This is a genomic window from Halocella sp. SP3-1 (assembly GCF_003953885.1).
In the GTDB taxonomy this organism is placed as follows: Bacteria; Bacillota; Halanaerobiia; order Halanaerobiales; family DTU029; genus Iocasia; species Iocasia fonsfrigidae.
Window position 1 is genome coordinate 163,159 of record NZ_CP032760.1, and the last position, 15,807, is coordinate 178,965.

The 15,807-nt window shown below is 35.1% G+C and carries 12 protein-coding genes; all 12 read right to left on the minus strand.

Annotated features, from left to right (window positions below):
- Positions 1-508: 508 nt before the first annotated feature.
- The 12 genes from D7D81_RS00730 to D7D81_RS00785 all read right to left on the minus strand — a co-directional run bounded on the left by D7D81_RS00730 (position 509) and on the right by D7D81_RS00785 (position 15,803).
- Positions 509-2,206: an ATP-binding protein gene (locus D7D81_RS00730; RefSeq protein ID WP_286170375.1), complete on the minus strand. Its 1,698-nt coding sequence runs from the start codon at positions 2,204-2,206 to the stop codon at positions 509-511.
- Positions 2,207-2,276: 70 nt separating this feature from the next.
- On the minus strand, positions 2,277-2,963 hold the full coding sequence (locus D7D81_RS00735; RefSeq protein ID WP_125986368.1) for a response regulator transcription factor: 687 nt from the start codon (positions 2,961-2,963) through the stop codon (positions 2,277-2,279).
- A 74-nt stretch (positions 2,964-3,037) separates the two neighbouring features.
- The gene (locus D7D81_RS00740) at positions 3,038-4,684 is read right to left on the minus strand and encodes a Na/Pi cotransporter family protein (RefSeq protein WP_286170022.1); all 1,647 of its coding nucleotides are present in this window, start codon (positions 4,682-4,684) and stop codon (positions 3,038-3,040) included.
- 156 nt (positions 4,685-4,840) lie between these two features.
- Positions 4,841-6,640, minus strand: a complete 1,800-nt coding sequence (locus D7D81_RS00745) for a glycosyltransferase (protein ID WP_125986372.1) — start codon at positions 6,638-6,640, stop codon at positions 4,841-4,843.
- Between the two features lie 44 nt (positions 6,641-6,684).
- The gene (locus D7D81_RS00750) at positions 6,685-7,668 is read right to left on the minus strand and encodes a glycosyltransferase family 4 protein (protein ID WP_286170376.1); all 984 of its coding nucleotides are present in this window, start codon (positions 7,666-7,668) and stop codon (positions 6,685-6,687) included.
- A complete protein-coding gene (locus D7D81_RS00755) occupies positions 7,668-8,378 on the minus strand; it encodes a glycosyltransferase (RefSeq protein WP_164522059.1) in 711 nt (236 codons plus the stop codon). Before D7D81_RS00755 ends, D7D81_RS00750 begins: the two co-directional genes overlap by 1 nt.
- Positions 8,371-11,370 (minus strand): glycosyltransferase, encoded by a 3,000-nt coding sequence (locus tag D7D81_RS00760; protein ID WP_164522060.1) that lies wholly within the window; start codon positions 11,368-11,370, stop codon positions 8,371-8,373. The genes D7D81_RS00755 and D7D81_RS00760 overlap by 8 nt, the downstream gene beginning before the upstream one ends.
- A gap of 25 nt (positions 11,371-11,395) precedes the next feature.
- Positions 11,396-12,469 carry a glucose-1-phosphate thymidylyltransferase gene (locus D7D81_RS00765; protein ID WP_125986380.1) on the minus strand — a complete coding sequence of 358 codons (1,074 nt, stop codon included), beginning with the start codon at positions 12,467-12,469 and terminating at the stop codon, positions 11,396-11,398.
- On the minus strand, positions 12,470-13,411 hold the full coding sequence (locus D7D81_RS00770) for a glycosyl hydrolase family 18 protein (RefSeq protein WP_125986382.1): 942 nt from the start codon (positions 13,409-13,411) through the stop codon (positions 12,470-12,472). It lies immediately after the preceding gene.
- 13 nt (positions 13,412-13,424) lie between these two features.
- Positions 13,425-14,429 (minus strand): chymotrypsin family serine protease, encoded by a 1,005-nt coding sequence (locus tag D7D81_RS00775; protein ID WP_125986384.1) that lies wholly within the window; start codon positions 14,427-14,429, stop codon positions 13,425-13,427.
- 131 nt (positions 14,430-14,560) lie between these two features.
- Positions 14,561-14,827 carry a Veg family protein gene (locus tag D7D81_RS00780; protein ID WP_125986385.1) on the minus strand — a complete coding sequence of 89 codons (267 nt, stop codon included), beginning with the start codon at positions 14,825-14,827 and terminating at the stop codon, positions 14,561-14,563.
- 175 nt (positions 14,828-15,002) lie between these two features.
- Positions 15,003-15,803 carry a sporulation peptidase YabG gene (locus D7D81_RS00785; RefSeq protein WP_125986387.1) on the minus strand — a complete coding sequence of 267 codons (801 nt, stop codon included), beginning with the start codon at positions 15,801-15,803 and terminating at the stop codon, positions 15,003-15,005.
- Positions 15,804-15,807 lie beyond the last annotated feature (4 nt).

Consider the following 15,807-nt stretch of genomic DNA (forward strand, 5'->3'; position numbering starts at 1 on the left):
ATAATTTAAAAAAATATTATATGCTTTGTCCACAAAGGTCATCTCTCGCAGCAAGACAAATTTTTGAGTAATCTAAGTCCCGTATCCATTCAAAATAAAGCTTTCTAATCCATGGGGCGTCCTGACCCAGGATTAGTTCACCACATCCTGTGGTTCGGCCTTATTTTGAATTCCTAAGTGCCAAGATTCCTTACAAAAAATTTGCTATTTGCTCCATATAACCTTTTTGTGTTTGAATCATTATATTTTTACTATCAATCTCCTTAATTACAATTTCTAATAACTTTTACTATAGATTAATCGTTTAACCACTTGAATATAGTTTACTGTATATCAGAAGTCTTGTCAAGTCTTTTATCCAAAATTTCGAGGCTCAACCCCTTCAACTAAATGCTTACTGCCTATTATTTAACTGTTTACGCTTATCATTTATGGTTACCTAATAAATATTCAAAACTTGCTATGAGCTGAGCACATTTAAAAAAAAGCAGCTATAAAAATTCTATAGCTACTTAACAATATCAAGATAAAACCTGAATAACGACCCTTGACCAGGCTGACTTTCTACTTCTATCTCACTATTATGATTATAAATAATGTGTTTGACAATTGAAAGACCAATACCTGTCCCACCCATTGACCTCGACCTGGCCTTATCTACTCTGTAAAATCGTTCAAAAATCCTTTCCTGCTCTTTTTCTGGAATCCCAAAGCCATTATCTTCGATCTCAACAATCACCTTTCCATCCCCTTCATAGGCTCGTACTATCACTTTTCCCTGATCAGGGGTATATTTTATACTATTATCTATTAAATTAATAAAAACCTGCTCAATCTGTTCTGGTATCATATAGACTAATGGTAATAGCTTAGGGACATCTTTAATCAGTTCTATTTCCTTATCTTCAGCCTTTTCACTTAAAACAAGAACCGTTTTATCAATAATTTTATTTAAAATAGCAGCCCGCAGAATATAGCTCTTTTTGGCTTCTAATTTAGAAAGATCCAGTAAATCTTTAATTAACAAAAATAACCTATCTGTTTCTGCTTTAATAATTTTCAAGAATTTATTGATAATAATATGGTCTTTAATATCATTATCGAGTATTGTATCCACATATCCGATTATTGATGTTAGTGGGGTTTTTAATTCATGTGATACGTTACCTACAAATTCCTTTCTGTGCTGCTCTAATTTTCTTAATTCTGTTATATCACTAAAGACAATAATTCCCCCAATCACAAATCCCTCTTCATTACTTATCGGTACAAAATTACAGTCATAAATCTTTTTCTCATCTTTCTGTATTACAATCTCCTGGCTGATTATCTCGTTACTATTAAGGGATTTTTCCAGGGTCTGATCAATTTCATGGTGTCTAAAAATCTCAATAATATTCTTGCCTCTAACATCACCCTCAATAGAAAACATAATCCGGGCTGCCGGATTAATAATTGTTAGTTTCATATTACTATCTACAGCTATTAAACCATCTACCATATTTGTTAAAATAGCTTCAGCCCTGTTCTTCTCTCTTGATATTTGATTTATTTTGTTATCTAACTGGGCTGCCATATTATTAAATACCCGGGCCAGGATTCCAATCTCATTCTGGTAATTCTTTAATCTTATTCTCTCCCTAAAATTACCATCAGCCAATTTACTTGCTAACTCTGTTATCTGTCCTAAAGGATTAACTATATCCCTGGTAAACTTCCAGATTAATATTAAAGTCAAAAATAACATCAAAATAAAAAAGATCAGATTGTTTATTATATTAGTATAAATTATAGCATTAATAGTCTGTAGTGACTTGCTGATACGAATAAAGCCAATTATATCATCTTCATGATAGATGGGTACTGCTGTATAAAGCATATCTATATTTAAAGTATCACTTTTGCGTATGGCCGATCCAGTACCTTCTCCATTAATAATCTCTTGAATCTCTGGACGGTTAAGATGGTTATCCATCTCTCCAGGATCATAATTAGAATCTCCAATAACCCTACCCCTCAAATCAATAATTGTTATCCTCTTATCTATCCTGGAACCAATCTCTTTTACCCAGGCATCTATCTCCACTGCCTTTTGTGCCATAATATTGGCCTTTTGATTATTAATAATTAAAACTGCTTCACTTTCAAGGTTTTCCTTTAGTTGTGAGAGATAAAAATTTCGTTCGGAATAATTGAAATAAAGCATTACAATCAACAATAATACCACCTGAATAGCAAGAAAGAGGAGTATAAATTGTTTTCTGAGACTTAAATTATTAAACTTTAACAAATTTATAGCCCACTCCCCTCACTGTTTTTATACTATCTTCACCAATCTTTTTTCTTAATCGCCTGATATGAACATCAACAGTGCGGGTATCACCAGCATACTCATATCCCCAAATTTTTTGCAATAACAGATCCCTGGTCATAACCTTACCCTCATTGATCAATAATAATCTTAGGAGACTAAATTCTTTAGGGGTTAATTCTAATAATTTACCTGATTTTTTGGCCTCATGGCTCTGTATATCAATCTCCAGTTCACCCTTTTTAATAAGCTGTTTTTTATCCTCAGTATTCCCTTCAACTATTAAAGCTGTCCTCCTTAAAACCGCTTTTATTCTGGCTATCAGTTCACGGGGACTAAATGGTTTAGTTAGATAATCATCTGCCCCCATTTCCAGTCCCAGTATTCTATCTACTTCCTCTCCTTTAGCTGTTAACATGATAATCGGCAGCTTACTATATTTATCATCTGCCCTGATCTTTCGACACACTGATAAACCATCAATAGCTGGTAACATCAAATCCAGAACAATAAGATCAACCCCCTCATCAAGCTTATCCAATCCCTGCTGTCCATCAGCCGCCAGAACAGTTTCATATCCAGCAGCTTCCAGGTTAAATTTAATTAACTCCCTGATATTCTTCTCATCATCTATAACCAGTACCTTCTTCAATGATAAACCCACCTCCAATCACAGTATAACAAAAAAAAGCCCCTTAGAAAAGGAGCCAGCAAAGACATTTTGCTTTAAAGTATTTTATTTGTTCGGGCCTCAGTAATACTATGAGAAATATCAGCCAACTGGTCACTAATATGTTCCAGTTCATCAAGGACTTCCAGATAAACTATTCCTGCATTAGGGTCACAAATACCATAGCCCAGTCTTTTCATATGTCCACTACGATGTTCAAGCAGAAGCCTGTCCATCTTTTCTTCACCTTTTATTATCTTATCAATCAAGGAAAGGTCTTTTTTATCAATGAGTTGGTGTCCATCTTCCATTAAATTATTAATAAAAGCAAAATTATCATTAAGGGTCTCCCAGGCCTCATTAGAAAAACTAATTTTATTGTCCTTTTTAAATACAGCCAGCTCTACAACATCAAAGGCGTCATCAGCTATACTCTCTATATCATCAATCATAGCATAATACATATCAACTGTTTTAACATCAGCTTCTGCCATTGTATTTCGGGGAAACCGGGTGAGAAAAGTAACCAGGTCTTCTTCCAGTTCATTAATTATTTCTTCCTTATTTCTAACTGCCTTAACAAGGTCATCATTGGTATCTTTAAAGGCCATAATTGCTTCATCAACCATATCATTAGTGATCTTATACATTCTCAATACCTCTGATTTTAACTGGTCGATAGCAAATGATGGAGTCTCCAGCATTCTCTCATCAAGGAAGGTTAAACCCCGTTTAATAGATGTTTCTTCACCAGGTATAATACGTTTAACCAGATTAACCATAAAGCCTACAAAAGGTATCCAGACTAAAGTGTTAATAACATTAAAAAAAGTATGTGTATTTGCCAGTAGCCTTTCAGCTGTAACATCTACAATAAACATACTTGATATACTGTGCACTATATTATGTATTACGTTAGCAAAATTAGGTATTAAATAAAATAATAAGATAATTACAGAAGCCCCCAGGAAGTTAAAAACAAAATGAGCTGCAGCAGCCCTTTTAGCAGTAAGGTTAGCCCCCACACTTGATAAAATAGCTGTTATAGTTGTACCAATATTCTCCCCTAACAAAATCGGTACAGCTGACCAGTAATCAATTATTCCTACTGATAAAAGACTCATCAGGATACCCATACTGGCACTACTACTCTGTAGGACTATCGTTACACCTGTACCAAGTAATAACCCCAGTAATGGTGATTTGCCGAAATTGCCCATCATATGTACAAATACCTCTGAATCCTTCAATGGCTCCATGGTATCCTTCATAATAGATAAACCCAGAAATATTACCCCAAACCCAAGAATAATCTGACCAAACTGTTTACTTCTATCTTTTTTACTGAATAGGTATAATCCTGTCCCAATAGCAATGGCATGTAAAGAATAATGACTTAATTTAAAGGCAATTAACTGTGCTGTAATAGTTGTCCCAATATTCGCCCCCATAATGACGCCAATTGATTGAGCCAGTGTCATTAAGCCGGCATTAACAAAACCAACTACCATAACAGTTGTTGCACTACTACTCTGAACAACAGCTGTAACCAGTGTCCCTACAGCAAGTCCCGCAAAACGGTTATTAGTTAGCAATCCAAGAAGATGTTTTAATTTCCTTCCGGCGGCCTTTTGTAAACCCTCGCTCATCTGTTTCATCCCATAAATAAATAAACCAAGACCACCAAATAGCCCAAAAAGCATTGACAATGACAAAAATTATCTCTCCCTCCATAAACTAGCCTAATGATTATCTGAATTAACCTGGTTTTCACTACATCCTATGTTTCTATTTTGTTAATAAATTGTTGCACCTTAGTTACATTTCGACAAAGAGGGTTAAAATCCTTCAATGACTTATCAATTTTTATTTACTATTAACTGGTAATTACCCATCTTTTTTAATATTTGAAGACATTTTTTTTCTTCACATGAACGGTCAAGCTGTCTGCAGCTCTCAATAAAGCAACTTAGCTCTGGCAAGGCAAAACCATTTGATAAGTCTTTTTTGAGATAATAATAGGCCTTATCCCACTTAGCATATCTAAAAAATAACTTGCCGATATACCTATCAGATTCCCGTATTTTTAGTTTTTTAATGATATCAAGCATTATCTCTACTGCCCTATCATCACAATACTCAATTAATAGACTTAGATAAGCAACTGCTTTCTCATAAAACTTATATTTCGATAATATATTGTTAAAATGAAAAGAAAAATCTTTCCCTTTAAAATAAATAGTATTATATAATTTTAATAACTCCCAGTCACTATCTCCCAACAACTTAATCTGGTTAACAATACTTTTAAATTCTTTATCAACAGGCAGTAAAATATTTAATATCCAGCAGTGTTTCAGGGTATCCTTAAAATGATTAAAGGCTGGCGAGATACTTCTAAGTAATTTTAAGGCCAGTCTATAATCTTTCGTCTTTAATAGAATCCTAGCCTTCCAGTAATAATAACTATCTTTTATTTCTTTAAACTCCAGTGCTTCCTTTAAGATATCAAGGGCGGTATAATAATCACCACAATGGTAATAAATATCTGCCAGCAAGAGTTTTCCCTGAGGAGATACCAGCCTTTCCCTAAGATAACTATACCCCTCCAATTTATTAATACCTTTTTTTTCTAAATCTATTAGATTGGAAATTACTGCTTTATTACATCTATCAAGCCTATGGGCCCTTCCAAAAAAGTAATTAGCCTTTTTAAAATGTCTTATCCCTTTATAAGCTAAACCCAATAAAAAATATAACTTGAAATTAATATTTTTATCTTTTTCTTTATTTAATAATTTTTGCAGACAGGTAATTGCCTGTTGATAATCCTTTAGAACAAACCTTAAATAACCTTCCCAGAGAGCAAATGTAAATTCCCCAGGAAAAAATTCCTCAGCCTGCTTAATCACTCTTTCAGCCCTCAAGAATTTTCCTTGATTTAATAAAATATAGATAGCTTTATCCAGAAGATGACAGTTGTTTTCTTCTGCAGCCTCTTTATAAGCCTCCTGTATGATACCTCCTACTATATCTTCTCTATTTTCCACCTTTTTTAAGAAATTTTCCCCACTTATCTCCCGGGAGTATGGGAAAACTGCTGTTAGGCCCTGACTCGTATAAAATTTTGGGTATTGATAACAATTTGTTATTATAGGAAGCTGTAAGGTCTTAATACTCATCTTTTTAGTATTCCTGCAAATAGATTTTATAATACTACCATAATCCTCACCTTTAAAACACATACCCTGTTTATTGCGCAAAAGACGAAATACTAAACAAGGCATTTCTAAATCTAAATTTTCAGGGCTTCTACCCGGCAGAGACAGGCTAATTATCGGGAGATAAAACCCAAAATTATCTGACTGTTTGAGTAATAACCTCAGCTGATTATAGTCTCTGGCAAGCTCTTCCCCACCATGCAAAAAAAGTACCCAGTCACCCTCTGCTCTTTTCAATATATAATTCCTTGTCTCTGCAAAACTACTATCATTACAGGAATACACCCTGACCCCACAATCGGCTGCCACTGCAGCAGACCTATCATATGAATCTATATCAAGTACCAGTATTTCATCTGCCAGTCCTTTGACACTGTTTATAGTACGGGCTATATAGTCTACCCTATCCTGAACAATAACACAAGCCGTCAACAACATATAAATCCCCCAGTCTCAAATAAAAATAAGAACAATCTTTATCATTATATGAGACCATTAAGTAATTCGTTATATATTTTTTTGGTTTTTTCAGCTATTACCCCCCAGCTAAATCTCTTAAGAATAATCTCAGGCAGTCCCTCTTTTAAAGGGGTATAATAGGCCTGAATGGTTTTTTCTCTAATTTCCTTACAGTCATCAGGACTACAATAATAAGCATAGTCAGCAAAATACTCCTGTGCTGTACCCCTGTTAGTGGTAACTAAATTACAACCAGCCAGACCTGCCTCTAAATTAACCAGGCCAGGAGTATCATACCAGCTTGCTAATAAATGCACTCTAGCTTCCCCATAGTAAGCAAGTAATTCACTTTGTTTCAAACCAGTAATTATCTTAATCTGCCTTTTTTTTTCTGACATACATTGTTGATAATAGGCCCGATCATTTACATCACCAATAATAGTAACAGATATATTTAAATCGTTCAAGGCTCTGATTAAAGTCAACTGATTTTTCCGTCGGTGAATCCTACCTACTGAAATGATACCACCCCTCTCTTTACAGGAACTATTATAAAAAAGGGGATTAACCCCATTATAGATAACCCTATGGGGTAATCCTGTGGCAAAATCCTTTTCTATCTCTAGCCATTCTCTTTCAGCATTTGGGGCAATCAAATCTGCCATAGAAAGGATTTGCCCCCTTTTCTGCTGATCATTATTCCAGTTTGCTAATTTAGAGGGAGCAGCCCACTCTAAATATTCCCTCATATTCCAATATATTGGTGTTATGATTAATGGTTTTCTAAATGACTTTACTGTCAGACACTGTTCAAAGGATGAATCACACCTTAAAACATTAAAAAGATGTACCAGGTCATAATCTCCCATCATATCATTATCTAATTCAGTCCTCAAATCTATGTTCAACCCCACTTTCTCCAGGGCAGTAGTTAATTGTACAAGCTGAACAGTGTCACCTGCCCTGATACGAAAGAGGTCAGGTCTAGCCAGAAAAAGAATTTTCATCACCCTGTCTCTCCCCCCAGATACTTTCTAATCACCGCTGGATGTCTACCCTTAAATTCCCCTACTGAGATCTCAGGATAATCATCTTGTCTATTGTCATTTGTTTTGAAGCCTTTTCCTAGTGCATAATGATAATGAAAGATTGTTATATCCTCAACTACCTTTGCTGTTTCACACAGGAAAGGATATTTACCATAAAATAATAACTGACTATGATTTCCTTTATTCTCATAGCCAGCACCCTTTTTCTTTATCAGTCTGTAAACGGGTCCCTCCCAACAGGGATCTCCTACTACATTTTTTCTAACACAGGACATCCCTCCCCAGAAAGACAGAAAAGAAAACCCGTATACCTGGGTTTTCTGATTAGAAAGCAGCATCTTATTAAAAAAATTGAGGAACTTATCTGAGATAAACTCATCTATATCAAGTATCAGTATCCACTCCCCCTTAGCCTTATTAAGTAAAAAGTTTCTCCTCTTACCTTCAGCCCATTCATATGGTTTCCCCTCCTGTGGAATCTGCCAGAAACGTAATCCCTGATAACTTTTTTGATAATTGCGTACTATTTTAATAGTATTATCCTGACTACCACCATCCAGTAACAATATTTCATCAGCAAATTGGGAAACAGCATCCAAATATAGGGGAAGAAAAAATTCCTCGTTCAGTATTGGTGCTATGACTGACAGCGATATTTTTTTATTCACTGCTTTCACCAGTTAACCACTCCTTTAACATACTCAGCCAATTTTTACTATTCTTCTTAATAACCGGCTCTTCTATTTTAACCAGATTATCTGATAACAGCTCATCTTCAGGCAGCTCAACTGATAGACTACCTTTATCTCCTTCAATTATATCCTCCAGTTCCTCTTCCTGCGGGTATAAGTCATAATAGGCAAAATATATTAGACTATTTATTTTTTCTGCCCTCCTCAGCCATGTTTTATTTTTAATAAGCTTATGTCTATCCTCTCTGTTGTCCTCACTAACATCATTATTTATCAAATCTGCCGCCTGACTAATAAAGTCCGTTTTATCTTTAGCTATAGTAATCAGCTTTTCAAACTTCTTTACCTCTGGTAATTCGGTAGTCAGTACAGGCTTACCAGCAGCAAGATATTCATACAGTTTTACAGGATCACTCATAAGAGTTAAATTGTTTTTAATAAAGGGTATGATCGCTAAATCAAAATAATATAGGTAATCTGCCAGAAGATGGTAGGGTTTTTCGCCCAGCAAACTTACATTTGAAAGATTGCTTAAATGACTAATATCTGTACTTACCTCCCCAATCAAAACTACAGCTACTTCTGGCAGAGAAGCAGCAAGACTTTTAACAAGCTCCACATCAAACCATGACGATATTGCACCATAATAACCTATAATTTTCCTACTATCTGGTATATCATCAGGTTTAATAGCTGGTTTATAATTATAGTTAAAATATCTGGTATCTACACCATTAGGGACCAAATAAGTATTATCATTAACTGCTTTTTTTTCTTCATATAGACCTGTAGATGACGTTAAAACCAAGTCAGCTAGATTTAAGAGTTTCTGCTCAGCTTTTTTTATTATAGCCTCATGATGAACCAGGTCTTCAAACTCCGTATAGTTATCTATACAATCATAGATTAATAAACTATATTCCCAGAACTGTAATAAAGGGGTCCAGTAAGGGGCATTAAGTAAAACAATACAGTTTTCAAAATTCAATTCCCTTAACAGAGAATTAATTTCCTGTCCTAACCTATCCCTTTTATTATGTTCGAGATTATAGAGTACTGTTCCATAACCATGTGGAGAATAAATATGTATATTCTCTTCCACCTCAATAGTTTCTCCACTCCCACATACTGGATTAAGATAGAGTATTTCGTAACCAAGCTGTGTCAGGTTTCTCATCAAATGCTGAGGACGCTGCTGCCTAAAATCCCACGGTATTAGACCGGCGACCATAATTTTTCGTTTCTGATGACGCTTTTCACTGCCAGCTATAACTTCTCCCCATTTACTCTTAAATCTCTTTCTACCTACACTAAAATATCTATCCCTTTTTAATTTGTTATTTTTATTGCCGGACTTTAAACTGCCTTCATGGTGATGAATAACCCTTGCCTGAGGACAGTAAACCACCCGGTAGCCTTTTTCCCTAGCCCGTAATGAATAGTCCAATTCCTCAAAATAAAAGAAATAACCCTCATCAAAAAGCCCCAGAACTGGCAAAAGATCCCTTTTAATAAGATAGCAGGCACCTCCTACACTTAATAAATCTTCCTGCTGGTCATATACACCTGGTCTATCCAGCTCCTTCCAACCCCTTGGTTTAAAATCATCCCTTAAACTATCAACACCAGCACCTACAATTAGCCCTTCTTGATTAATCAACTTCGGACCTACTACAGCAACATCATCCCCGGCGGCTACCTTAATCATCTTTCCCAACCAACATGTTGTTACCTCAATATCACTATTTAATAAAACTATATATTCAGCACTTCCGGCAATAATACCTTGATTACAAGCCCGGGCATAACCTAAATTTTCTTTATTCTCTATTAATAAAATATCTTCCTGTTTTTTAAGATACTCTATGCTGCCGTCACTACTACCATTATCAACTACAATAATATTATAATCTTCTCTGGTCTTACTCTTAATACTTACCAGACACTTCTTGAGGTAATCTAAAGTATTATAATTGACTATGATCAAATCAACTGGATTCTTAGTCAATCTTTTTGAATAATTCATCTGAGATTTATATTTCTGTTGCTTATCTACTTCTTTGGAGTCAGCGGCAGGGTTTACTCCCTGTAAGACATCTTCAAAATACCCTGCCCAATCCTCTCCAACCTTATTTAACTTATACTCTTTAACCAATCTCTCAGCTTCTACTAAGAGACTATTTCTCCACTGACCCATCTTATATGACCTAATAATAATTAAGGCCAGTTCAAGAGGGGTATATTTACTTAATTCAAGGGGATAACCCCATTCCCTTTCAGACAAATTAATGCTGATTGTCAGTACACCTGCTGCCATTGACCAGAGGGGAAGGAGTGGAAATTCATTCCTTCCAAGATATATTAAATAAAATCCCCTGCTGAGTAAGCCTATAATCGGTTTATGATCAATATCTTCATAATAATAATTTATTTCTGTATCAAAAAAATACTTTTCTGGTGAATTAAGGATTACAACCCCATCATGAGTGATTGAAGAAGCTGCAATCTCAAGGGCAGAAATTATTTTTGATAAACCTTTTTTATCTAAACTATCACCAGCCACTACTATTTTATCCCTTTTTTTATCTTCTTGAAGATAAAGTCTATCAGGTATCCCCGGTTTTAAACTATTAAAACCAATCACCCTGATACCAGCAGAAATTTCCTGCTTTTTCCCGGTATTATTTAAATAAACCAGTTCCCCCCTGGATAATAAACTTAATTGTCTTAATAAATCCAGTTGTGTACTTAAAATAATATCTGCTTCTGGAATCTCACTGGCAGAAAATCTATTAGTTAACCAGTGTATCTCAATACTAGCTTTAGGCAAGATATTATAATTCTTTATTTCAGGAATATACATTAAAACCTTGATATCTTTATTTTCCTTTAACCACCTGGCAATTTCAAAGAGCGACTTTATTATCATAATATTATCTTGATCAGAAATTATAAAAATAACTTGCATACTATTCCCCCCACTTAATTCTTCACTACTCATATAATGCTAGCTGACTCTTATCCCCTAACAATAATTCATGAATACCCGGCTTACTTTTTCTATCTTCAATCACTACGTCTCTACCAATCAGACTATTAGCAATCCTTTTCTGGATACCAGAAATACGGGTATTCTCCATTACTATGCTTTTTTCCAGTTCACTGTTTATTATTTGTACCCCGCTACCTAAAGAGGTATATGGCCCAATATATGAGTCTTCAATCAAACAGCTCTCTCCAATAGCTACCGGCCCTGCAATAACTGAATTTTTTATAATACTTTCCTGGCCAAGGGCAATGCGTCCAGACAAATGAGAAGATAAAGCAACTTGACCACAATTAGTAGGGTTAAGGTCTTCCAGTAAAAAGCGGTTTACTTCCAATACATCCTCTTTTTTACCTGTATCTTTCCACCAACCATCTATCAAATAAGGTAAGACCTTTCCACCATGATCAATAAGATATTGAATAGCATCAGTTATCTCCAGCTCTCCCCTCCAGGAAGGTTTAATACTATTAACAGCTCCAAAGATTTTATGATTAAATATATAAATCCCAACCAATGCCTTATTGCTTATAAAATTTACTGGCTTCTCTACCAACCGCTTTACATTATTATCATTATCCAGTACAGCAACTCCAAATTGCTGTGGATTATCTACTTCTGTTAATAAAATATTAATATCTTCCCCATTATTACCATATTCATTAACAAAAGATTTAATTCCTCTTCTAAGTATATTATCTCCCAGATACATCACAAAATTGTCATCACCTATAAATGGTCTGGCAATCTTAACTGCATGGGCCAGTCCACGGGGGGAATCCTGGACTATATATGTTATATTTAAACCCCATTGCTCTCCATCCCCAACTGATTCTTTTATAAGATATCCTGTTTGTTTATCTATGACAATTCCTACCTTTTTAATGCCTGCATCTGCAATATCATCAAGGACATAAAAGAGGATAGGTCTATTAGCAACAGGAATTAATTGTTTAGCATAGCTAAAAGTAATAGGACGTAGTCTGGTACCACTCCCACCACTTAATATTAATGCTTTCATTTACTTCACCTCTGTTATTAGCTGCCAGATACCGGGATCCTCCTGACCAGGACGCCAGAATGCTACCCCGGCAAGTTGATATTCTTGAATTAGTTTTAGTTTTCTTGCAATACTTACCTTGTTTTCAAACCAGACCTCATGGGCTTCATTATTTTCTTTATATAAGAAATAGGGTGAACTTGATTCCTGGTCCCAGTCTATCTGCAGCTTATATTTACTGGCAATATTCATAACCTGTGAATATATCAACCCACTGGCTCTTTTATCAGAATCAATAGTCCAGTCATAGCCATATAAACCCAGGGCTAAAAAAATTTTTTCGATAGGAATCTCTATAATAGCATAATCGATAACATCCTGGATCCAGTTTAATGGTGCTATAGGTCCAGGTGGTCCTCCAGGCCAGTGATAATCGTAGGCCATAATAATTATACTATCAACTATCTCCCCTAATATATGATAATCATATGCACCTGACCAGGTAGAATCCTTATTATTTTCAACCTTAGCAGGAATTGATAAACCGATTTTTATATTGTGTTCATGTAGTTTACTGGTGACCTTTTTAATAAATTCGGTGAATGGCTCCTTGTTACTATATTTCACACCCTCCATATTAATGTTTATCCCCTGGAAACCATATTTATTTAAGAAAGGAATTAAATCAGCCAGCATTTCTCGGGTAGAATTATCATCTTCTATGATAATGTTGCTAACCTTACTGGCTAATTGATAGTTTTGAAGCAGGGGAATAATCTCTTCAACATTGTAATGTCCCGCTATCAATGATAACTCCCCTGTAAAATCCTTAATAAGCAGACTGCCATTTTCCTTTATTTCTAACCAGGTTGGTAGGATTTTATTGAGATAACTACTGTTTTCCATTATTGAACTTAAACCCTTTTTATTATTTAATAAATGATACCCTAATACAATAAACAATTAATTAACCCCCTTAAAACACAATATTCAATTTTTCCATAACATTATCAATCCGGTTACAGACAGTCGCCTGATCAGAACCAGCAAATAATAAACCAACAGCATTGTTATCCATATCAAGAACCAGTGAACCACTATCCCCTGCTTTTGATAAAGGAGTGGTTACTAGCTGATCTTCAAAAATAGCTACCTCTGACTCAGACATATTTACCTTTACTACTGTTCCCATAGCAATAATCTTACCTGTTGTATAACCACTGGTCCTACCACTTTTCTGTATTTTCATATCAAGCTCAGCCTCTTTTGCTCCCTTAACCTCCCCTATGTCAAGGATTTCTGTTTTAAGGTCTTTTACAGAAACAGGTTTAGCCACAGCACAATCAACCAAGTTGTTACCCTCTTCTTTGAAAAATTTCATATTATAACTGGGTCTAAAAAAGTGAATCAATAGATTTGCCAGTCTTTCAACAGCAATAGCTACCCCGCACTGTGGTTCACCATTACCACTCTTAATAGGTACATATCTCTCTAGATAAGCAATAATATCATCTGGTTTACTACCATCATCATAAACACCAGGTTGTAATATTGGATCCCCTTTTTGGGCTCTATTATCATGGCCATTGGTAATATTAGCCAGAACATGATTATTAGACAGGATCAAAGGTTCACCTGTCTTTCTATCCTTTACAACCGCACCAAAGGTCCCAGCTGTGATCTTATAATGTCCTATGCTAACACCAGGTTGAGCCGGACGCATTCTACCAGTTCTGGATTCTAAAAAACGCAGTTCTCCTACTTCAATAACATCTGTTTTAACTTTCTCTACAGACTGTGGGATGAAGTCATTTTTTTTAAGCTTATGTGATGGAAGTTTTTTTTCAACCAGGACCATAATAGCTTCTTCCCCTATTTTTTTACCCCTTTTCTCCTTAATACCATAACCCAGACCAATAACATTTTTTAAACCCATAAAACTCTTTTTATATTTATTAATAATCCTTTTATAATCAGTCATTTTTTTTCCCTCCATAAATTGATATTTCTATAATATTCAGAAGGGATTCAATTAGTGAAGGATGTGAAAATACAAAAACCAGCAAGCTTAATCCAGCTTACTGGTTTTCATATCTTGTATTTCATTTTTGTTTAAACAATACCAATCTTAGTATTTGCATCCTTTAACTTTAATTCTACATTATCTGTTAAAAGGTCGGCATAACTATAAGAAAGACGCCTAATCTGTGCATTATCATCCACCTTTACTACAAACACATTGGGGTGGGTCTTTTCTAAAACACCTTCTTTTTCTAAACTCTTTCTCCTACCGCGATTAGCCTTAATCATAACCTCCTGGCCTACAAAGGAATTAACGTTTTCCCTAATCTCGGTTAATACATTTAGATTTTTTGCCATTCCATTCCACCTTTCTATGGATAACAGCTTTCTAGAATTAGGATGTGCATTACTAATAGTATAACACAAAAAAGAAATAATAGTCAAGTTAAAACGATAGTATATCAAAGTGGGAAAAGCCTGTCAAGAGAAAAATTACAAAATACACTTATTATTATAATTCTTTTGTAAAATTTTACGGATACCGCATCCTCATCTTTCCTCTTGTCTCTATACCGCCTATCCCTCCTTTACCTGATACAGTGTTGCTAATAACGTCTTGAACAGGGATTATCTCCCCGATAGAAGTAGAAACCACCTTTTCTACTACCAGAATCGGATCAAGAAAATGAATTAATTTATTACCTGGTGAACTAGCATAATTTGCACCAATATCTATTAAACGGTCATAGTCTGATTGGCATGCACCAGCAAAAATAACTAAACTATCCAGATCAGAGATTATATCACGGGCATATTTAACAGCTTCAACAAAGAAATCAGATGTGTGGTAAAGCCTATTATTTACTTCTCCATCATGACCTGTAAGAACCAGTATATCTGGTTTTATTTCTTTTACAAGCCCCCCTATTTTCGCTGGTTGTCCCTTTTCAGGAATAAATAATCCCTTGACAGATATATCCAAATTATTATAATTTGCTATTGATAAGTCAAGATACTCTCTATCCCCATCAATATGAAGTACCTTCACAGGGTATTCCTGAAAGGAATCTTTGTTATTTCTCCCCTGTTTGCCATTTAAGACAAGGTATCTCTGCTGGCGTTGAAGGCAATCATAGGATTCAAGCAGCAATTCCTTTTTTAAGGCCCTACTATCTTTCTGGTTCATCTTAAGCAGGTCACTAAGTTCAGCATCAGCCATTAACCTTATACGATAACTCCTTAAAATAGCACGGCTCCCCTCTATCCTTTCTATTCTAAAAACAACATCTGATTTATATGAACGTCTTGTAACAAAATCTCCCACTTTAAACACATTC

What these genes read in the sequence shown, in the direction of transcription:
- D7D81_RS00750 (WP_286170376.1), bottom strand. Translation starts at nt 7,668, where the DNA reads ATGAAAATTCTTTTTCTGGCTAGACCTGACCTCTTTCGTATCAGGGCA.
- D7D81_RS00765 (WP_125986380.1), bottom strand. Translation starts at nt 12,469, where the DNA reads ATGAAAGCATTAATATTAAGTGGTGGGAGTGGTACCAGACTACGTCCT.
- D7D81_RS00745 (WP_125986372.1), bottom strand. Translation starts at nt 6,640, where the DNA reads ATGTTGTTGACGGCTTGTGTTATTGTTCAGGATAGGGTAGACTATATA.
- D7D81_RS00740 (WP_286170022.1), bottom strand. Translation starts at nt 4,684, where the DNA reads ATGCTTTTTGGGCTATTTGGTGGTCTTGGTTTATTTATTTATGGGATG.
- D7D81_RS00775 (WP_125986384.1), bottom strand. Translation starts at nt 14,429, where the DNA reads ATGACTGATTATAAAAGGATTATTAATAAATATAAAAAGAGTTTTATG.
- D7D81_RS00730 (WP_286170375.1), bottom strand. Translation starts at nt 2,206, where the DNA reads ATGCTTTATTTCAATTATTCCGAACGAAATTTTTATCTCTCACAACTA.
- D7D81_RS00760 (WP_164522060.1), bottom strand. Translation starts at nt 11,370, where the DNA reads ATGCAAGTTATTTTTATAATTTCTGATCAAGATAATATTATGATAATA.
- D7D81_RS00780 (WP_125986385.1), bottom strand. Translation starts at nt 14,827, where the DNA reads ATGGCAAAAAATCTAAATGTATTAACCGAGATTAGGGAAAACGTTAAT.